This window comes from Dysgonomonas sp. HDW5B (genome assembly GCF_011299335.1).
Lineage (GTDB): Bacteria > Bacteroidota > Bacteroidia > Bacteroidales > Dysgonomonadaceae > Dysgonomonas_A.
The window spans coordinates 1,633,538-1,654,117 of record NZ_CP049858.1 but is presented as its reverse complement, the minus strand read 5'-3'; the positions used below and the strand labels follow the sequence as shown (position 1 = coordinate 1,654,117).

Below are 20,580 nucleotides of genomic sequence, written 5' to 3'. Positions count from 1 at the left end.
CACTTCATTTAAATGAAAAGCAAAGATACTTATTATCCCATATTGCAGCGTATCAAAAAAAGGTCTTTTTATGTGAACAAAAAGCGTTTGGTTTTGTTAAAAATAACAAAAATATGCAATAATGAATTAAACGTAAATGCTATCTTTGCGTCAAACTAATCAAAGATAACAATCAAAAGAAAAATAGGTATAATATTTGTACCTATTAAGTATACAAAAAAATCAAGAAATTGAAAACGTTGAAAATCTCTTCTGTAATGATAAAAGGGCTGATGATATTCAGTCTTATCATATTTACTGCCATAAGTTGCACAAATACATCTGACATTAATTTTACTGTCGAAGGTAAGCTTGAAAATCTGTCAGTGTCGAGTCTTTATGCGATAAAACAAATATCACAAGACTCTATGACTATTGATACTATTGAAGTAGATAAAGGAGGTAAATTTACATACAAAGGGCATGTTGAGACTCAGGCATTAGTTTCGTTATTTACAGGAGAAGGTTTAAAGCCGATTACTTTTTTTCTCGAGCCTAATTATAAAGTGAGTATTAAAGGCAATGCTTTAGAAGCTGATCTGGTAGAAATAAGAGGTGGTAGGGTGAATGATGATTTAACTGAATTTAAAACAAAGAATGCTAATATATTACAGTCCAGATATCGGATCTTAGCTAAAAATGAAAATATGGATGTGTCGGAACTTAAAAATGTCAATTTTCAGTTGGCTAGATGCGTTCGAGAATGTGTAGAAAGCAATCCGGCTAAAATATCATCGGTAATACTAATGAATGAATTTTCGATTAATAATATTTCTATTGAGTTATTAGGAAATGATATTGAACAATTAAAAGGAGAGGCTGCTAATTTTTACCTGACAACACCTTTGAAAGAATACTATGATAGAATCAGAATCTCGATGGTGGGATCTGTTGCTCCTGATGTTACACTGAAAAGTACACGTGGAAAGACTGTCAATCTTAGCGACTTTAAAGGAAAAAGAGTTTTGTTGATTTTTGATTTAAAAGATGCTCCATCTAACGAAGGATACTTTAATCAACTGAAAGAAGCACAACAGAAACTAAAAGGCAAAGTCGAATTTATAGCCATTGTAATTGATGAGAATGATAAATCACCTGATCCCAAAATTGTAGAAATAGCTAATTCTTTGGATTGGACTGTTTTGTTGGATGGAAGAAAATGGAATTCGCAAGCTGTAAAAAAATACAATGTAACCGAGGCTCCCTACATGATACTTATTTCTCCCGATGGAGTGATTGAGGAGAGGAATGTGACGTTAGAAAGTCTGGTTGAAAAATATAAAGAAGATAAAGAAAAAGACTGATAGTATACCTCTCTGGGAGGATCAGCAATATGCTAAAATTATGAATAAACGGATAAATTTTTTTTTATTCGTTTTTTTATTGTATACTATCTTTACCTCAGATACAAATTTAGCATTTAGCATAAACTACACAAATGTTTTAATTATGAGAAAATCCATTTATTTATTTTTTACAAGCATTGTTATATTTTATTCATGTAGCAACGAAGTTCAGTTGGAAACTTCTCTTGAAAATAAAGAAGTTATTACCAACTCAAATAGATTGACTAAAGAAGATGCGACAAATGTATTACTGTCATATCTTAATAACCATACCCAACTTAGGAGTAGCAGTCCAATACTAAATATTCTAGATTGTAAAACTAAAAATGCTTCTGATTATGGCGATGTTAAAGTAAGTACAAGATCGACAATAGGGAAGGATGAGGATGAAGATATTCCTATTTATGAATTTACAATATCAGAAGATGGTAACAAAACAGGTTTTGCTCTTGTAGTAGGTGATAGGCGATTCGATGAAGTTATTGCCTATGCACCATACGGAAGTTTGGCTGATACTGTTTTTAATGAAGGACTTCGTCTGTTTACATCTTCTATTCCGAAAATGATTGAAGAAGTAGTAAGAGAAGAGTCTAATCCGTCGGAGATGCAAACAAGATCAGATTATTATCAACCGGAACAATCTAGTTCTTATTATTATGATTCTGATATCTCAACACTTGTTAGTCGGGTTTATTCGGAGAGTGAGTTTAATGCTATTTGGTCAAAACTAGTCGTTTATACTTATGACAATGGGACAAAGTTTGTCGGAGAATGGGATGAGTTTGTTAATCCATGTAGCCTCGTTGCTGTCCAATGGCACCAGGAGGCTCCATATAATGATAATGTGGAAATGCTTTGTTCAAATAAAAGAGGGAAAATTGGATGTGGAGTCGTTGCTATAGCTCAGATTATGGCATATCATCGCCAACCTGCTTCTTATAATTGGAGCTTAATAAAATCTGCACCTCAAATATTACCAACTAATGCAAATTATGCCAATGGTTCTTGTAAAGAAGTAGCTAAATTAATGATTGATATTGCGACTAAAGCTAATATAACTTACAAATGCGTAGACGGAAAATCATCAGGCGGTATAAATTCATACAATGTTGTTCCTACTTTACAAAGTTTGGGCTATTCTGCGAATTACGCTTTTGACAGAAGAGAGAAAGTTTCAGTTGATACTTTATATAATAATTTGGTTAAAGGGCAGCCTGTTATAATTGAGTGTGAATATGTCTATAATAGTGAAAATATTAAATTAAATGCAGGTCATATGTGGGTTATTGATGGGCTTTATCGGAAATCGCGTAATCGATATACATTTTCAGCGACGACTGAATGGACAGGAAAAAGGTTTTGGGAAATAGAGAAATGGCGTCAGAATTTTGCACAATCACATAATAACTGGGGATGGGGTGGAAGTTCTGACGGGTGGTATCATTTGTTTACTCCCGTAAATGAAGGTTATACGTTTAAGGGTTTTGGCTTGTTTACACAAATTAAATATAAAGGAAAATGAGAAAAGTAATATTTGCAATGCCATTCTTAATACTCTTTTTAGTGGCTATAATAGCATGCGATAATGAACAAGAGGAAACGCCACAAGAAATATATGATTTGACATTAAATAAAGATTTAGATTCTAATGCTATAGTATTAAATGTCGATGGAATAAACCTAGTTTTAAACAAAAGGGTTACGCTAACTTATATTTGTTCAAGGCTTTTGATGATTGAAGCAGAAAATGATAGTGCAAAGTTTCAATTAACATGGGATGTAAATGATTTTGAAATCAAACCGGATACACTTGGGGTTAATCAAATTAATTATACAAATCAGGCAGATACTATATTTATTTTCTATTTTGGACAGGTTAAAGATTCGGTGACTAAAGGTTTGGTCTGTGTCCAACACTTTGAAGCGTCAAATGAATCTTATCCTTATTTTGATTCGCAAATAAAAGGTTCTTTTCATGCAAAAATTTTATTGAATAATAAAGTTCGAAATGCAAAAGGATCATTTTATTTTGATGGAAAGACAGCGGTCATTAATAAATGTTTATAGTAATATATAGCTGTAAAAATATGCAATTTTACGGAAAACAGGGAGATCAGTCAAGTCTTCCTGTTTTTTATTTTATATTTGTGCCTTAAGTTTTTAAAATACATAAAAGGAATCTTATATCTATTATTTATAACACAAAACGATGCTAGTAAAAGTTTTTGGCGCAGCCGTACAAGGAGTTGATGCAACACAAATAACAATAGAAGTAAATTGTTCAAAAGGCATAAAATTTATGTTGGTAGGACTTCCCGATGCATCCGTAAAGGAAAGCCATGAGCGTATTATTTCTGCATTACAGGTAAACGGATATAAATTTCCCCGACAACAAGTTGTTATTAATATGTCTCCTGCCGATATAAAAAAAGAAGGATCTGCATACGATTTACCTCTTGCAGTAGGTATCATGGCTGCTTCGGACAGTCTGAAAACTGACAAGCTGGAAGAATATATGCTGATGGGTGAATTATCTTTGGACGGATCTATCCTTCCGATAAAAGGAGCCTTGTCAATGGCAATTAAGGCTCGTGAATTAGGCTTTAAGGGTTTGATTGTTCCAAAGAAAAACGCCAAAGAAGCAGGAGTCGTTAATAATCTGGAAGTATATGGTGTTGAAAATATAACAGAGGTCGTAAATTTTTATAACAACGAAGCCGACTTAGAGCCTGTTGTTATAGATACCCGAACCGAATTCCTAAATAATCATCAGAATTTTGAGTTTAACTTTTCCGATGTAAAAGGTCAGGAAAATGTGAAACGTGCAATTGAAGTTTCTGCTGCAGGAGGTCATAATATTATAATGATAGGTCCTCCCGGAGCCGGAAAATCGATGATGGCAAAGCGGATACCCTCGATCCTGCCTCCTTTTACTCTGCACGAGGCTTTGGAGACCACCAAAATACATAGTGTTGCAGGTAAGATCGGAGGAGATACCTCGCTGATGTGTACCCGTCCTTTTCGTTCGCCCCACCATACCATATCAGATGTTGCCATGGTTGGAGGAGGTGTTTATCCCCAGCCCGGAGAAATAAGTTTGGCTCACAATGGAGTGCTGTTTTTGGATGAATTACCCGAATTTAACAGAAGTGTACTTGAAGTCTTGAGGCAACCATTGGAGGATCGGTCGATATCTATCTCCAGATCTAAATTTACGGTAGAATATCCTGCCAGTTTTATGTTGATTTCTTCTATGAACCCATGCCCTTGCGGTTATTTCAATCATCCCGAAAAGCAGTGTGTATGTTCGCAAGGCGTTGTTCAGAAATACCTGAATAAAATATCAGGGCCATTGCTGGATCGTATTGATATCCAGATAGAAATAGTTCCCGTTCCTTTCGATAAAATTTCAAGCTCGGGGGCTGCCGAAGATAGTGCGGTAATAAGAGAGAGGGTTATTAAAGCCAGGGAGATTCAAGACAAACGTTTTAAGGATGAGGATTCAATTCATTGCAATGCCCAGATGACATCTAAATTGATGCGTAAATATGCAACTCCCGATGATGAGGGATTACAATTATTGAAAACAGCAATGAATCGTTTTAACCTTTCAGCCAGAGCCTATGATCGGATTCTTAAAGTTTCACGTACCATTGCCGATTTAGACAATTCGGACAAAGTATTATCAAAACATCTTGCGGAAGCCATAAATTATAGAAATTTAGATAGGGAAAATTGGGCAACAAGGTGAAAAGGCATATCTTAATGTGTCACTTTTATATTTCCTCTTATTTTCTAACAAGAAATAAAAATAAAAAATATATATTTGTAGATTATTGGTTGGAGGTATTTTTATTTAGCAGATATTGTTTTTATATGCAGTATAGGTGAATAGTAAAAGTACCTTTTTTGTTTTAAATTAACAATAAAATTATTAAGATGAAATTTACAAGCCTGTGTAATTCAATCTTTGATCAGACTATTAAAGATTATCACATAACGGATAATGTTGATACAGCTATTTCTAATCCATATGAGGTAAAGACAATAGAATATTACTTATATTTAAAAAATTGGATTGATACCGTTCAATGGCATTTCGAAGATATAATAAGAGATCCTCAGATTGATCCGGTTGCTGCTTTGGATTTAAAGCGTCGTATTGATAAGTCGAACCAAGACCGTACTGATCTGGTTGAGTTAATTGACAGTTATTTTCTGGATAAATATAAGGACATACAACCTAAGGCTGATGCAAAGATAAATACCGAAAGTCCTGCTTGGGCAGTAGACCGTTTATCGATATTAGCATTAAAGCTATATCACATGCAACAGGAGGTTGATCGAAAAGATGTAAGCCCGGAGCATCACGAACAATGCGCCAAAAAACTAGCTATTCTGCTGGAACAACGCAAAGATCTTTCAAAAGCAATAGATGAATTGATGGAAGATATTGAAAACGGATCGAAGTATATGAAAGTATACAAACAAATGAAAATGTATAATGATCCCGATTTAAATCCTGTTTTATACGAAAAGAAGAGTAAATAGGAATACTCTTAATAAATGACGACAATAATTTTTTAATATAATAATGGCAAGAGTTTTAATTACTCGTATTTCTTCATTTGGCGATGTTGCGATGCTGGTTCCGGTGGTATTTTCGGTTGCGGCAAGATATCCTCAAGATCGTTTTGTAGTTTTAACCCGTAAATCTTTTGCTCCATTATTTGAGAATTTAGGTTTTAATATCGGTGCAGTTACTATTGATGTAAATAAACAGCATAAAGGATTCTTCGGAATATTCAGGTTACTGAGAAGTGTTACCCGCTATAGATATACGCATGTAGCAGATGTTCACGATGTGCTGAGAACTAAAATTGTACGATCTTATATGTCAATTTTAGGTAAGCAAGTCGCACATATCGACAAGGGACGTAAAGAGAAGAAAAGAATGATCTCGACCAAAGAGGTTGTTCCTGCATTAAAGCCCACAACAGAGCGTTATATGGAAGTCTTTGAACAGTTAGGATTTCCTGCGGAGATGGTGTTTACAAACTTCTTCGTATTTAAAGAGCGCTCCTTATATCCTCTTAGAGCAGTAGTAACCGAAAAGAGGGGACGATGGATAGGTATTGCACCTTTTTCGAAGCATGCAGAAAAGGTATATCCTTTAGAGAAAATGGAAAATGTTATTGCCAAACTCTCTCAGCGATTAGATACTACCTTATTTCTTTTTGGTTCAGGAACTGAAGAGCGTACTTTGATGCAAAAATGGGCAGATAAATACTCTAATGTGATTACTATATCAGGCAAATTAAATCTAGAGAACGAACTTCTGCTTATATCTTATTTAGATGTTATGATTTCTATGGATTCTGCCAATATGCATTTAGCATCTTTAGTTCAAGTGCCTGCTATTTCGATATGGGGAGCCACACATCCCAATTTAGGATTTTATGGCTTTGAACAAGACCCCGAAAATGCAGTACAGACTGAAATTGAATGCCGTCCATGCTCGGTCTTTGGTGAAGTACCCTGCTTTAGAAAAGATATCGCCTGCCTGAATCGGATTGAAGAAGACGTAATACTGAAAAAGGTAGATGAAATTCTATATAATAGAAAATCTGTAAATAATTCAGACGAAGTTGAACAATGAAAATCGCTATTCTATCACCGTTTTACCCTTATAGGGGAGGAATTGCTTCTTTTAGCAATCGTCTTTATAAGGAGTTGAGTGAAACGGAAAATATAGAAATCGAGGCTTTTTCTTTCTCTTTGTTATATCCTTCTTTCCTTTTTCCCGGTAAAACTCAGTATGTGGAAGACGAAGAGCCTGTTCTTGCGGCTCAATCGAATCGTATTCTTAGTAGCATTAACCCACTCTCGTGGATATCTACAGCTAAGGCGATTAATGCATATAATCCCGACATTCTGATTGTAGTTTACTGGATGCCATTTGTGGCACCTGCATTGGGTATGGTATGCAGCCTTGTGAATAAAAAAACAAAGGTTGTTGCTCTTATCCATAATGCGATTCCTCACGAAAAGCGTTTTTTTGATAAGGTTTTTGCCAAGTACTTCTTTAAAAAATGCGATAGTTTTATTGTTTTGAGCCAGTCTGTAAAAGATGATTTACAGAAGCTTATACCTAAAGCGAAAATTTTGGTCACCCCACATCCAATTTATGATCAGCATAAGGAGCGTATAGATAGATCTAGGGCTTGTCGGTTATTAAATATAGATTCCCGAAAAAAGAATCTCCTTTTCTTTGGACTTATTCGTGATTATAAAGGGTTAGACTTGCTTATACAGGCTATGTCTCATCTGGATGAAGACTACCAACTGATAATAGGGGGGGAATGCTATGGTGATTTTCAAAAATATCAGGAGTTAATTGATGCGTCTCCTCTTAAGGATAATATAAAAGTATTCGAACAATATATTCCCGATGATATGGTATCTACCCTTTTCTCGGCTGCAGATGTATTGATGTTGCCTTACAGGGATGCTACCCAAAGTGGAGTTGTAGCGGTGGCTTATCAGATGGAAATACCCATAATCGCTACTAATGCGGGAGCCTTGGGGCAAACCGTTTTATCTTCTGCAACAGGTATTGTTGTTGAAGTTTCTCCGGAATCAATCGCAGGGGGTATTAAGACTTATTTTGATAATGATAAACAACATTACTTTGATAATGTAAAAATCGAAAAGAAACGCTTATCGTGGTCGTCCTTTGTGAAATCACTCCAACTCTTTCTGCAGCAGTAAAAGGTTAGCAAGTATTTTTAAAAGGTCTGCTATCTGATACCTATTTATTTCCCCGATACTATTTTCTTTATATCGCTTAGTTTATTAAGTGCTTCCATCGGTGTGAGATTATTCACATCCAACGATTGTATCTCATCTCTGACTTGACTAAGTACAGGATCATCGAGCTGAAAGAAACTAAGTTGATATCCTTCTCTCTTCTCGTTTATTTCGGCAATAGGCTTAGCAATACCTTGTTTGCGGTTATCGGTCTCTAATTGTTTCAGTATAATATCAGCACGTTTCACAATGCTTTGAGGCATACCGGCCATTTTAGCGACATGGATACCGAAACTATGTTCGCTACCTCCTTTTACTAACTTACGAAGGAATATAATTTTATTATCAGCCTCTTTTACCGATACGTTAAAGTTCTTGATTCGCTTAAACGATTTAGCCATCTCATTCAATTCGTGATAGTGAGTTGCAAATAATGTTTTTGCTCTGGCTTTAGGGTGTTCATGTATGTATTCGACAATGGACCAAGCGATAGATATACCGTCGTAAGTACTTGTACCGCGTCCTAATTCGTCAAATAGCACTAAGCTGCGATCAGATAAGTTGTTTAGAATATCCGAAGCCTCGTTCATCTCCACCATAAATGTAGATTCTCCTAATGAAATATTATCGGAGGCTCCTACACGGGTGAATATTTTATCAACAATACCTATCTGAGCCGATTCGGCAGGTACATAACTTCCCGCTTGTGCCATCAGGGTAATTAATGCTGTCTGTCGTAGTAAAGCCGACTTACCCGCCATATTAGGTCCCGTGATGATGATTATTTGCTGGGAATTACTGTCCAGAAAAACATCATTGGCAATATATGCTTCACCTAAAGGTAGCTGCTTCTCAATAACAGGGTGTCGTCCATTCTTTATGTTAAGTACATCAGAGTCTTCAATCGTAGGGCGAATATATTTATTCTCTTGTGCTGTTTTAGCAAAAGAAAGCAGGCAATCAGTACGTGCAATCAGATTCGCATTTACTTGAATGGCCGGTATGTACTCAATTAAGTCGGCTACCAGATTATTGTATATAGTGGTTTCGAGCGTAAGAATTTTTTCTTCTGCACCCAGAATCTGTTCTTCGTATTCTTTAAGCTCTTGAGTAATATATCGTTCTGCATTTACCAGCGTTTGTTTGCGTATCCATTCGGCAGGTACTTTGTCTTTGTGTGAATTGCGGACTTCGATATAATACCCGAAGACATTGTTAAAGCTAATCTTAAGAGATGATATGCCCGTTGTTTCTATTTCGCGTTGTTGTATCTGCAAAAGATAATCTTTACCCGAATAAGCAATTGCCCTAAGCTTATCTAATTCCTCATTTACTCCTTTATTGATAACACTCCCTTTGTTGAGTAGAGCAGGAGGGTCATTTTGTATTTCTTTTTCTATCTTATCACGAATAATGGGACACGGATTGAGCCTTTCTCCTATTTCCTTCAAGCTGGGTTCATCCGAAGATAAGAACAGATCCCTGATCGGTTCAATGGCTTTTAAAGCAACTTTTAGCTGAACTACTTCTCGAGGAGTAACACGTCCAACAGCCACCTTCGAGATAATTCGTTCAAGATCGCCAATAAGAGACAATTGTTCTTCTAGCACTTGCTTAAGGCCGGGGTCACGGAAAAAATATTCGATAACAGCCAAGCGGTCATTAATCGGTTTCACTTCTTTCAGAGGGAAAACCAACCAACGCCGAAGCATACGTGCACCCATCGGTGATATTGTTTTGTCAAGAATATCCAAGAGCGATTTACCTCCTTCGTTCATTGTCGAGATTAACTCTAAACTGCGAACGGTAAATTTATCGAGACGTACATATCTATCCTCCTCAATTCTCGATAAAGAGGTGATATGGCTTATCTGTGTGTGGTGTGTAGAATCGAGATAGTGCAGGATTGTTCCTGCGGATATTACGCCATCCGACAAATGTTCGACACCAAACCCTTTTAGGTTTTTGGTTTCGAAATGTTTAAGAAGACGGTCTTTTGCTGCATCTTGTGTGAAAATCCAGTCATCCAACTCGAATGTAAAAAAACGGGCACCAAAGTATTCGTCAAATAACTTCTTTTTACCACGTTCTATCAATATCTCTTTCGGAGAGAAATTAGCAAGTAACTTGTCTATATATTCCTTTGTGCCTTCTGCAATCATAAACTCCCCTGTGGATATATCCAGAAATGATATTCCGAAATTCTTTTTGGCAAAATGTATGGCACAAACGAAGTTATTTTCTTTATGGTTAAGTATGTTATCGTTGATAGATACACCCGGAGTAACCAGTTCGGTGACACCTCTTTTTACGAGGTTTTTGGTCTGCTTAGGATCTTCAAGCTGATCGCAAATAGCAACACGTCTCCCGGCACGAACAAGTTTAGGTAAATAAGTATCTAACGCATGATGAGGAAATCCGGCTAACTCTACAAATTGAGCAGCCCCATTAGCCCTGCGGGTAAGAGTGATACCTACTATTTCGGCAGTATCGATTGCATCTTGTGAAAATGTTTCATAAAAGTCGCCGACCCTGAATAAAAGTATTGCATCAGGATGTTTACTCTTGATTTCAAAATATTGCTTCATTAAAGGGGTTTCGGCTATTTTTTTCGACACGGTTGTATAGTTTTTGTTATTTAGAACTATTCTATTTAAGTGGCAATGAGTATTTAATATAACACGATTTAATTATAACTGTCAGTTGTATTTATACTTGCCCAGGCAATAATAAGATCTTATATCTTATTCAGTAAACAAAGTTAGAAAAAATATGCAAATTCGACTTATCCGAAAGTAAAGTCATCCGAGATAATTTTTTAGAATTAAACACAATTAAATTCCTTTTTGGGAGGGAATTATTCCAACAAAAAGTTTGACGGTGAGATTTTAAAGAGAAAAAAGTTAAGTTTTTTTATCTATTGATTATTATCCATAATTGTGTAGAAAACCTTATCTGCACATATTATCAGGCGTTTATTTGTGTTTTTAATTCTTGTGTCATTTACACACAAATTCAGATAATAAATATATTATTCACAAATGACGATAAAAATTACATCGTATTATTTTTTAATATTGTTCCCAAAATATACAATAAGTGATATTTATGGAACTTATATTTAAAAATATTAAGCAATTAATCACTCCTCAATTTCTGGAAGAAGTTTTTACTAAATTGGAGATAGATGAAGCAACATTGATAAAATTATCTGACCCGATTATTGCCGGATTATTTGGGGGACTTTTAACACAAGGGGATAATGCCGAAACAGAAAGAATGTTTGAGGATTTTATCTCGAAAACTGATGAGAATGATTCATGCGGAATTTATTTATTAGACTCTGACGCAGACATTAATAAAATTGAAGCGGCAACAGCTCTGGGCGGTGCAGTTTTGTTTGGTAAGAGAGAAGAGTTTGCCTCTTTCTTATCAGACCATATGAATGTAGATGTGGTGCTGGTTGACAAATTGCTGACTACACTGACATACTCATTTGGTTTAGATTTGGGGCGAAAGTTGATGACGGACGAATATACAATAACTGGTCTTTTGGGACAAATACATGCTGAAAGGAACTTTTTTCTCGGTTATATTCCTTCCGGTGTAACTTCAATATTAGGCTTGCCTTCTTTACTTACTATCGGTCAGAATCTTTCTTCCGATGCAAAAGTAGTCAGTGATGCGGTTTATTATAATATAATGCATGGTAACACCCCTGTACAAGAAAAGAAAAATAGTTGGTGGAAGTGGTTTTCTTTCAAAGCCGCTCTATAATCGGTAAAAGAAAATACTTAATCAAACATTTGAATAGCACCACTATCTTTTGTTGTTTTGCTTACTCAAGCAATAAATAGTTCTGCGACCTAATATTATTTTAAAAAAATAGAAAAGACCAATACCCTGTCAGGTATTGGTCTTTCATGTATGATGTCTTTAGATTACCTACTTTTAAGCAGATACTTTCTCTTCTTTACATATGTTTTGCATCACTAATCCGGCTAAAGTAAAACCGAATATTGCAGTAGCATGTGCCAAAGTTCCATTGATCTGAGCTTTCATACTGCACCACTCGTGATTAACCAGATCAGGATCTCCGGGGCCATTCTTTGCTTTTGGACAAAGACACTTCTCTGTTCCACACGATTCATTGGCTCCTTTGTTTTCTAAAACCTCCTCACTATATACACATAGAAATTTACGGGATGGTTTTTCGCTCTTCTTGAATTTGCGGCGTAATGCTGCAGCTAAAGGACAACCTTTTACCTGCCAGAATTCGGCAACCTTTATTTTGGTAGGATCTATTTTTAAGGCAGCTCCCATCGATGATAATAGTACGGCTTTAGTTTTAGTTGCCGTGCGTATCAAATCCATTTTATTGGTAAGGCTGTCTATTGCATCAATGATGTAATCGTATTCGTCCAGATGGAAAGATTCCGATGTCTCAGGACTGTATATTTGCTGAAGAGCATTAATCTCAGCTTTTGGGTTTATCTCCAATAAGCGTTCTTTTAAAACTTCCACTTTTACCTTACCTACGGTCTTTGTAGTAGCCAGTAATTGGCGGTTTATATTTGTAATGCAGACACGATCCGAATCAACAATAGTAATATTTCTGATACCTGAACGTACCAAACTTTCTGCACACCAACTGCCTACTCCTCCAACACCGAATATGATAACCCGTTGTGAAGCTATTTTATTCATAAGCGTATCACCAAGAAGAAGTTCCGTACGCTTGAATATTCCTTTTTCTATACCCATTTCTAGAGTTTCGTATAATAAATTGTAGTAACGTAATCCTATTTTAGATTACTGAAAAGGTCAGAGACCTTAATCTTTCTGACCGTAAGCCAAATCGCCTGCATCTCCCAATCCGGGAACTATATATGCCTTTTCGTTCAATAAGGGATCTATAGCAGCAGCCCAAATAGTGGTAGTCGCATCGGGGAATTTTGCTTTGCAATAATCTATTGCTTCCTGACTGGCAATAACAGTTGCTACATGTACATGTTTAGGCGAGCCTTTTGTTAGAAGAGCATGGTACGAAAGCTCCATACTACCTCCTGTTGCAAGCATAGGATCGGTAATTATAAGTACTTTATCGTCTAAACGGGGCGAAGCAATGTATTCTATACTGACATGAAAGCTTTCGTGATTTTCACGATATTTACGATAAGCAGATACAAAAGCATTTTCAGCATTATCGAAATAATTAAGGAATCCATGATGAAAACCTAATCCGGCACGAAGTATGGTTCCTAATACGATTTGATCTTGATATAAGTTAGCCGGAGCACTGCCTAAAGGTGTTTGAACTTCTTGCGTTTCATAAGAAAGGTTCTTACTAATTTCATACGCAATTATTTCTCCGATACGTTCCAGATTTCGACGGAAGCGCATGCTGTCTTGTTGTATATTTACATCTCGAATTTCGCTGACAAAACGATTTAGGATAGAATTTTGCTCAGATAGGTTTATTACTTTCATTACAATTATTTTGGCGACAAAGATATATCGAAAAAATGAAAATCTCTTTGTGAGAAGTATTTTTAAGATTAGAGTTCTTCATTATTAAGTATCTTGCGACCTCTTATAAGCAATAAAAAGTCTAAGACCTTAACATACTTTCGGTAATATCATATGCCTGCTTGACCCTGTCGGCTATCCCGATGCCATTGCGTAAGTTACCGGCTATGATTAGGCCGGGATATTGAGATTCTATTCTTTCAATCGTTTCGAATCTTTTCCCACTCGATTTTTCATACTGAGGAATAGCATATGGATGGCGGAATATCTTCATAAATTGAATAGAAGATGGTGGAATATTAAATAACTTATCCAAATCTTCCTTTACTATATTCTTAATAGCATTGTCATTCAAGTTAAATAGTTCAGGGTTTCGAATCCCTCCCATGTATATGGCCAAAGTAGAATATCCTTGGGGAGCCCGATTCTCGAAACAAAAAGAAGGAAACAAAACACCGAGTATTCTCTGTTTTTCTTTTTCAGGAATCAATCCTCCAAATGAAATGTATTTATCATCAATTGCTTCATTGTTTACCCCAACTGCTACCTGAATAACTTTGGCATAGGTGAGCGTTGAGATATTCAGCATATCCGAATCATCAACAAAAGGCAACATCTGAGGAAGAGCATGAGCCCCCACTGTCGATACCACTTTGTCTGTTGTAAAAATAGAGGGATTTCCCTCTTGGAGAAAAGTAACCTCATATTGCTTTTCGTTCGGTATAATCCGTATTTTTTCAGCAGAACAAATAATGTTCTCAGCACCGATCTCTTCTACTAATTTTTCAATTAGGGAACTGAATCCTTGTTTACTTGAGAAAACTTTTCGAGTCGCTTTTCTTTCTCTATCTGTTTTAATTTCTTTACTTTTTTTGTAGGCTCCCCCTATAAAACTGCCGTAATTCTGTTCCAGATTATACAACTTGGGAAGGGCATATTTGGTGACAAGCTTCTTTGGATCACCTGCATATATCCCTGATATAAAAGGATTAACTGCGTAGTCTACAAAAGACCGACCAATTCGTCTGGAAGCAAGTGATGCAATCGTTTCTTCCGGATCAGTACCTTTCCTTCTGAATGGCTCAAATGTAATCTTAATCTTATCAGCCAATGAAAACAAGGGTGTTTTCAGAAAACCCACAGCTCCCGAAGGTAGAGGATGCCATGTATTATTTTTTAGTATAAGTCGTTTTTCGGCATCACTATTAGCAATTTCGGGTTGAATGTTTAAAAGCTCAAAAAGTTCAGCAATTTCCGGATTACCTATTACTCCCGTATTGGGTCCCTCCTCAAATACAAATCCATTTTCGTTATGCGAACGGATAGATCCTCCTGTACGATTTTCCTTTTCGAGGACAACAATATTGAATCCTTTTCGTTTCAGATAAAAAGCAGTACTTAGTCCGGTTAATCCCGCACCAATTATAATGACATCGTATTTCATTTGACAGTTTTTTGATCTTTAAACAAAAGTAATTTTTTAATGATAAGTAAAAGAAAATAATTGAGGAAACATGTAAAGAGTATAATTCTCTATTTTTGCTTTACTTATCAAACTAATAAATTGTTCTGAGAACTTAAATTCTCAGATTATAGGTTTTTATAGCTGTTTTATTTACTTATGCAAACAATACGCTCGCTAAAAGTGTTAGTAAAAGTAATGAAATAAAGAGAATGAGACAATCACCAGATATAGTGATTTAGAGTCGCATATTCTTTTGTTACTTGAATGCTGAAAATGCACTGATTAGTTATTCGTAATAAGCCGGAATATATTACTTATAAGCCGGTCTCTTTTTTTGATATCCGATGCTCTAACGATAAATTTTCCTCGTACTTATTAACTTACATTTGAGAGAAAATAAGAAAGAAAATTTAACTTTGCGTATAGTGTTTAGCCCAGTTATATAATACAATTGACAATTTGATTAATAAAATATACAGATATGAACAAAATTTTATTTCTACAATATCCAAAGTGCAGTACTTGTCAGAAAGCGGCAAAATGGCTTAAGGAAAATAATATAGAAGTAGAAAGTCGGCATATAGTGGAAAATAATCCGACAGTCGAAGAGCTAACCACTTGGATCGATAGAAGTAAGTTACCTATAAGTAAGTTTTTCAATACATCCGGAAATGTTTATAAAGAACAGAATCTAAAAGAAAAGGTAAAAACAGCATCCAATGAAGAACTCATTAAAATATTGGCTTCTAACGGGATGGTTGTAAAACGCCCTCTGGTCATCGGTGATGATTGTGTACTTGTCGGATTTAAAGAAGATGAGTGGGCAGACCGTTTGAAATGAGATTTTCTCGATATTATTGAGTTATAACAGCCTAGGGGAAATATTCGCCAAAGGGAAAAATAGGCTTCAGACCTTAAAGTATGGATCAGGAAGAGAAAGGAACAGAGATTAATAAGCCTCTAAAGAAAAAGAATTATATAAAGAAAGCGTTTAAAGGCTTAACTTATATAATATTAAGCTTTATTGCATTAATTATCATATTATACGGTATTTTATCCATCCCTGCAGTTCAGCGTAAACTGGTTGATTTTGCTTTGGGTGAACTAAGAACAATTTTAAAAACCGAAGTTAGGATAGATGCAGTTAGTCTCAGGCTTTTCAATCATGTGAACTTAAAAGGGGTATATGTTGAAGATCAGGCAAAAGATACTCTTATTTATGCCGGAAATTTAGATGTTCATATCAGCCCATGGTCTTTGTTGAGAAACAAATTATTGATTAATGAAATAGAACTGGAGGATGTTACCGCTAATTTATCGCAACAAACATCGAGTTCTGATTTTAACTTTCAATTTATAATAGATGCCTTTAGCAGCAGTGATACAACAGTAGTCGATACAACAAAAAGTAGTTTGATTATAGACATTGTTGATGTCACCCTTAAAAATGCGAGGCTTAAATACGATGTTCTTTCAGATACAATAACGCCGGGAATATTTAATGCTTCACATATAAATATATCAGAGCTTAATGCCAATTTGAAATTACCTTCCATAGACCCCGAAAATCTTAATATAACATTAGTATCACTCGCACTTAAAGAGCAAACAGGTATTGAGATTACGGAGCTGAAAGCACATTTGACTTCAGATAACACTACCTATTATTTATCTGATGCATCATTGAGCCTCCCTAATTCAGTATTGAAAATACCATCGGCACATTATAATCTGTCAACAAATGAAGTAGTTCTTGTAACTGAACAGTCGAAATTATCGAAGCTCGATTTGTATCCGTTTATGCCCGGTTTGAAGTATTTACAAAATGATATTATCCTGGAGACTTCGATCAAAGGTAAACTGCCTTTGGTGAATATCGAAAACTTATTGCTGAGTTATGGTGATGATACTAATATAAAAGCTAATGGCTCGATTTCAAATTACGAACGTTACGATCTGGCAGATTTGAATTTGGATATAACCAGTTTCCAGATTACTCCCGATGCAATTGTTGATTTTGCCAAGTTAGGCGATTCAACATTCACAGCTCCCGATATGTTGAAAACTTTAGGAGATATCAGGCTTACCGGAAATCTTCATGGTAAACTGAGCGATCTGAATATAAAAGCTGAGGCATGGGCTAAACAAGGTTCTATACAAATGTTAGCCACAGGTTCGGTTGATACTACTTTCCAAAATTATAATGTAAAAGCCCGATTACAAACTCAAAACTTTAATTTGGGAGGGTTATTAGCTAATCCCGAATTGGGGCGTTTGTCTATGAATTTGAATCTGACTGCATCTCAAACACCCAGACAATCGCTACGTGCAGATGTGAAAGGGCAGGTAAACTCATTGCAATATCATAGGCAGAATTATAATAATATTCCCTTCACAGCCTATTATAATGCGGCAAAAATGGGAGCATGGATAAAAGCCGACCTCCCTGCCGGAAAGTTTGAGGCAAAAGCCGATATGACTCAAGATAGGATTCCTAAAATTGATATTGATATGAGTGTCGAGAAGCTACAGGTCGATCGGTTTATTGACAGCTTACAATGGAAGAATCCATTACTCTCTTTCGAATTGAAAGGTAATATCATCGGATTAGATCCTGCAAAAATACAAGGAGATGTGATCGTTGAGAACTTTGTATTTTCACGAGATAGCTTATCTTTTATTCCGGGTAAAATAGAATTGAAGGCCGGCTTTACAGATGAGTCCAGAAAATTTATAACCCTGAATTCATCTTTATTGAACGCAAGTATTGAGGGGCAATATAATTTTATGACATTATCGGATGAAGTTGGTATTATAATGAATCAATACCTACCGGGTATATTTCCTAAGCCCAAATATTATCGTCAAAGAAGTATGCAAAATGATTTCAGGTTTAGTCTTACATTAGATAATACTGAAAACCTGAGTCGTACTTTCGATCTTCCGGCTAATATTGTTAAGCCGATGATAATAAGTGGATTGGTAAATACGAAAGAAAATATATTTAAAGCTACGGCAGATGTGCCACTCATTGAATACGGAGAGTTAAGTATTCAAAATACGCGTATTGATATTGGGAATAGCGATACATTGATGAATCTGGTGGGTAACACAATTCTTTATAATGGCTCAGAAAGAATAAAAGTAGGTCTTAATACAAATATAGAATCAGATACTATTAATGCCCTGTTAACAGCTAAAACAGATACCGGAAGCTTCAGTTTCGACGGCAGTGTAAAAGCCTTGGCAAACCTGCGAATGTCTGAAAGCGGGGAACTTATCTCTTATCTTCATTTATTGCCTAGCGATTTGAATGTAGGCAAACTCAAAATGTCTCTGATGGATGCCGAAATTGTAAATGAAGGAGTCAAAACTACAATCTCGAACTTTGGAATTACAGTAGGTAATAACAGGATGTTAAGTCGATTTTTCGGAGTTGACGGCGTTATCTCCGATCAGAAAACCGATACGCTGAATGTATCATTCTTTAATGCTCATCTTGGAGATATATTTGAAGCATTTGATGTCAAGAATGTGAGTGCAATTGCCGATGGAGATATAAGGGTAATGAATATCTTGGGGACACCTGAGTTATATACCAATAATATGGCTCTCTCGAATATTATCATATTCAATGATACTCTGGGAGATCTTTCAGTAAAAAGCTATTGGAGTGAAGAGGTTGGGGCGATTGGTCTCCAAGCCGATTTACAGAAAGTTGGCTCTAAAAGTCAGTTGCGGGGCTGGGTATATCCGACCCGTGATTCATTGGATTTAAAATTAAATTTAGATAGATTGGATATTGCCTGGGTACAGCCATTTGTTGCAGATATGCTGAATAAAGCTTCGGGTAGTATCAGTACCGGCTTGAATATTAAGGGACGTATTACTGCACCTTTAGTTGATGGTTGGTTGGGTGTAAACGATGCATATGTGGGTATTGATTACACCAATGTAACATATCATATTTCGGATACAATACAAATCGAACCTAATAAGATTGGTTTTGATAATCTTATTATCGAAGATAGTTATAAGAATAAAGGGACGCTAAATGCACTGGTGACGCATACGAATTTTGAAGATATGCGATACTCATTAGATATGAACTTAAATAATCTGTTGGTGCTAAATACAGCGAGTAGAACCGATAGTTTATTCTATGGGAAGGTATTTGCAAGTGGGACGGTGAATGTAAATGGCTCCGATGATCTGATTGATGTGAAGATGAAGATCAGAAATGGACGTAATTCAGTTCTGAATGTACAAATTCCTCAAACTTCTCAAGCTACCGTTTATCAGAGTATTGTTTATATAAATGTCCCTGAACAGGATAATCTGGACAATGTTGTAACAGAAATTCAAAAGACATTACCTCTACGCTTGTCAGTCGATTTGACAGTTACGCCCGATTTTCAGATGGGTGTTATAATTAACCCGCTCACAGGAGATGCTATGCAGGTAAAAGGTTCCGGACTGATTAAATTCTCATATGATATGAGGTCTGAAGCAATGAATGCTTTTGGAGATTACACGGTTTCGGATGGTTTTGTAAGACTGAGGCTACAGAATATAAAAACCCTTGAGTTTAAAATCAGAGAGGGTAGTAAGCTGGTATTTAATGGAGATCCTTTGAAAACTAATTTTGACATTACAGCATATCGGAGAGTAAGAGCTGACCTTACTACGTTAGATAGAAGCTTTGGTGAAGACGCGAATAACCCGTCACGTGTAAACGTCGATTGTGAGTTGATTATTAAGGGGAATATGGATAAGATGGATGTCAGTTATAATATAACTTTACCCGATGCCCCTGATGAGACAAGGCAGCGTGTAAGGAGTATGATTGCTACCGATAACCAGAAAACGATACAATTTGCTTTCCTTGTGGCTACAGGTTCATTCCATTCAGAAGGCTCTTCAGTAGGAGGAAACATGGCTGACGGAATTCTAACCAGTGTAGCTTCGAGTGCACTGTCTAACGGCTTAAATGCTTTGTTAGGGAATGCCTTGGGTGATAAATGGGCTATCGGAACCAATATTTCTTCGAATGACGGATCATTCTCTGATATGGATATGACCGTTAGTTTGTCACGTAAATTTCTGGAAGACAAATTAGAATTTAACAGTAATGTGGGGTATCGGACAGATCAGTCAAACGCCGATAATTCATTTATTGGAGACTTCGATATTGCATACGCCCTGACTCGTAATATAAAGGCTAAAGTTTTTAATAGAACCAATGAGCGACTCTATAGACAAGCACCTACAACCCAAGGGATAGGTCTTGTTTATACCAAAGAAGCAAAGAGGTTAAAAGAACTATTTCAAGTATTTAAGAAGAGAAGAAAACGTCCTGCTCAGGAAGTGCATACCGAAAGTACCAAATAA

General features: G+C 36.0%; 14 protein-coding genes. 10 read left to right on the top strand and 4 right to left on the bottom strand.

Annotated elements, in window-relative coordinates:
• The first annotated feature begins 230 nt into the window (after positions 1-230).
• From G7051_RS18360 to G7051_RS06670, 7 genes are all read left to right on the top strand, one after another.
• Positions 231-1,343, top strand: coding sequence for a DUF4369 domain-containing protein (locus G7051_RS18360; protein ID WP_166199139.1), 1,113 nt, complete (start codon positions 231-233; stop codon positions 1,341-1,343).
• A gap of 145 nt (positions 1,344-1,488) precedes the next feature.
• On the top strand, positions 1,489-2,907 hold the full coding sequence (locus G7051_RS06695) for a C10 family peptidase (protein ID WP_166199138.1): 1,419 nt from the start codon (positions 1,489-1,491) through the stop codon (positions 2,905-2,907).
• Positions 2,904-3,452 carry a hypothetical protein gene (locus G7051_RS06690; RefSeq protein ID WP_166199137.1) on the top strand — a complete coding sequence of 183 codons (549 nt, stop codon included), beginning with the start codon at positions 2,904-2,906 and terminating at the stop codon, positions 3,450-3,452. The genes G7051_RS06695 and G7051_RS06690 overlap by 4 nt, the downstream gene beginning before the upstream one ends.
• Positions 3,453-3,594: 142 nt before the next feature.
• Positions 3,595-5,136, top strand: a complete 1,542-nt coding sequence (locus tag G7051_RS06685) for a YifB family Mg chelatase-like AAA ATPase (protein WP_166199136.1) — start codon at positions 3,595-3,597, stop codon at positions 5,134-5,136.
• A 188-nt stretch (positions 5,137-5,324) separates the two neighbouring features.
• Positions 5,325-5,936, top strand: coding sequence for a DUF4254 domain-containing protein (locus tag G7051_RS06680; RefSeq protein ID WP_166199135.1), 612 nt, complete (start codon positions 5,325-5,327; stop codon positions 5,934-5,936).
• A 43-nt stretch (positions 5,937-5,979) separates the two neighbouring features.
• The gene (locus G7051_RS06675) at positions 5,980-7,044 is read left to right on the top strand and encodes a glycosyltransferase family 9 protein (protein ID WP_166112813.1); all 1,065 of its coding nucleotides are present in this window, start codon (positions 5,980-5,982) and stop codon (positions 7,042-7,044) included.
• On the top strand, positions 7,041-8,156 hold the full coding sequence (locus tag G7051_RS06670; RefSeq protein WP_166199134.1) for a glycosyltransferase: 1,116 nt from the start codon (positions 7,041-7,043) through the stop codon (positions 8,154-8,156). The genes G7051_RS06675 and G7051_RS06670 overlap by 4 nt, the downstream gene beginning before the upstream one ends.
• Before the next feature lie 44 nt (positions 8,157-8,200).
• Here the strand turns inward: G7051_RS06670 and mutS are convergent, their stop codons facing one another.
• Positions 8,201-10,783 carry a DNA mismatch repair protein MutS gene (gene mutS / locus G7051_RS06665; RefSeq protein WP_166117660.1) on the bottom strand — a complete coding sequence of 861 codons (2,583 nt, stop codon included), beginning with the start codon at positions 10,781-10,783 and terminating at the stop codon, positions 8,201-8,203.
• A 520-nt stretch (positions 10,784-11,303) separates the two neighbouring features.
• Here mutS and G7051_RS06660 point away from each other — a divergent pair.
• Positions 11,304-11,972 (top strand): hypothetical protein, encoded by a 669-nt coding sequence (locus G7051_RS06660; RefSeq protein WP_166199133.1) that lies wholly within the window; start codon positions 11,304-11,306, stop codon positions 11,970-11,972.
• Positions 11,973-12,146: 174 nt separating this feature from the next.
• On the opposite strand, the gene G7051_RS06655 is transcribed toward G7051_RS06660, so the two are convergent.
• The 3 genes from G7051_RS06655 to hemG form a co-directional block, all read right to left on the bottom strand.
• Positions 12,147-12,959 carry a ThiF family adenylyltransferase gene (locus tag G7051_RS06655; RefSeq protein ID WP_166112801.1) on the bottom strand — a complete coding sequence of 271 codons (813 nt, stop codon included), beginning with the start codon at positions 12,957-12,959 and terminating at the stop codon, positions 12,147-12,149.
• Between the two features lie 69 nt (positions 12,960-13,028).
• On the bottom strand, positions 13,029-13,685 hold the full coding sequence (gene upp, locus G7051_RS06650) for a uracil phosphoribosyltransferase (protein ID WP_166199132.1): 657 nt from the start codon (positions 13,683-13,685) through the stop codon (positions 13,029-13,031).
• Between the two features lie 121 nt (positions 13,686-13,806).
• Positions 13,807-15,168 carry a protoporphyrinogen oxidase gene (gene hemG / locus G7051_RS06645; RefSeq protein WP_166199131.1) on the bottom strand — a complete coding sequence of 454 codons (1,362 nt, stop codon included), beginning with the start codon at positions 15,166-15,168 and terminating at the stop codon, positions 13,807-13,809.
• Positions 15,169-15,670: 502 nt separating this feature from the next.
• On the opposite strand from hemG, the gene G7051_RS06640 reads away from it, so the two are divergent.
• Positions 15,671-16,030, top strand: a complete 360-nt coding sequence (locus G7051_RS06640; RefSeq protein ID WP_166199130.1) for an arsenate reductase family protein — start codon at positions 15,671-15,673, stop codon at positions 16,028-16,030.
• Positions 16,031-16,110: 80 nt separating this feature from the next.
• A complete protein-coding gene (locus G7051_RS06635) occupies positions 16,111-20,580 on the top strand; it encodes a translocation/assembly module TamB domain-containing protein (RefSeq protein ID WP_166199129.1) in 4,470 nt (1,489 codons plus the stop codon).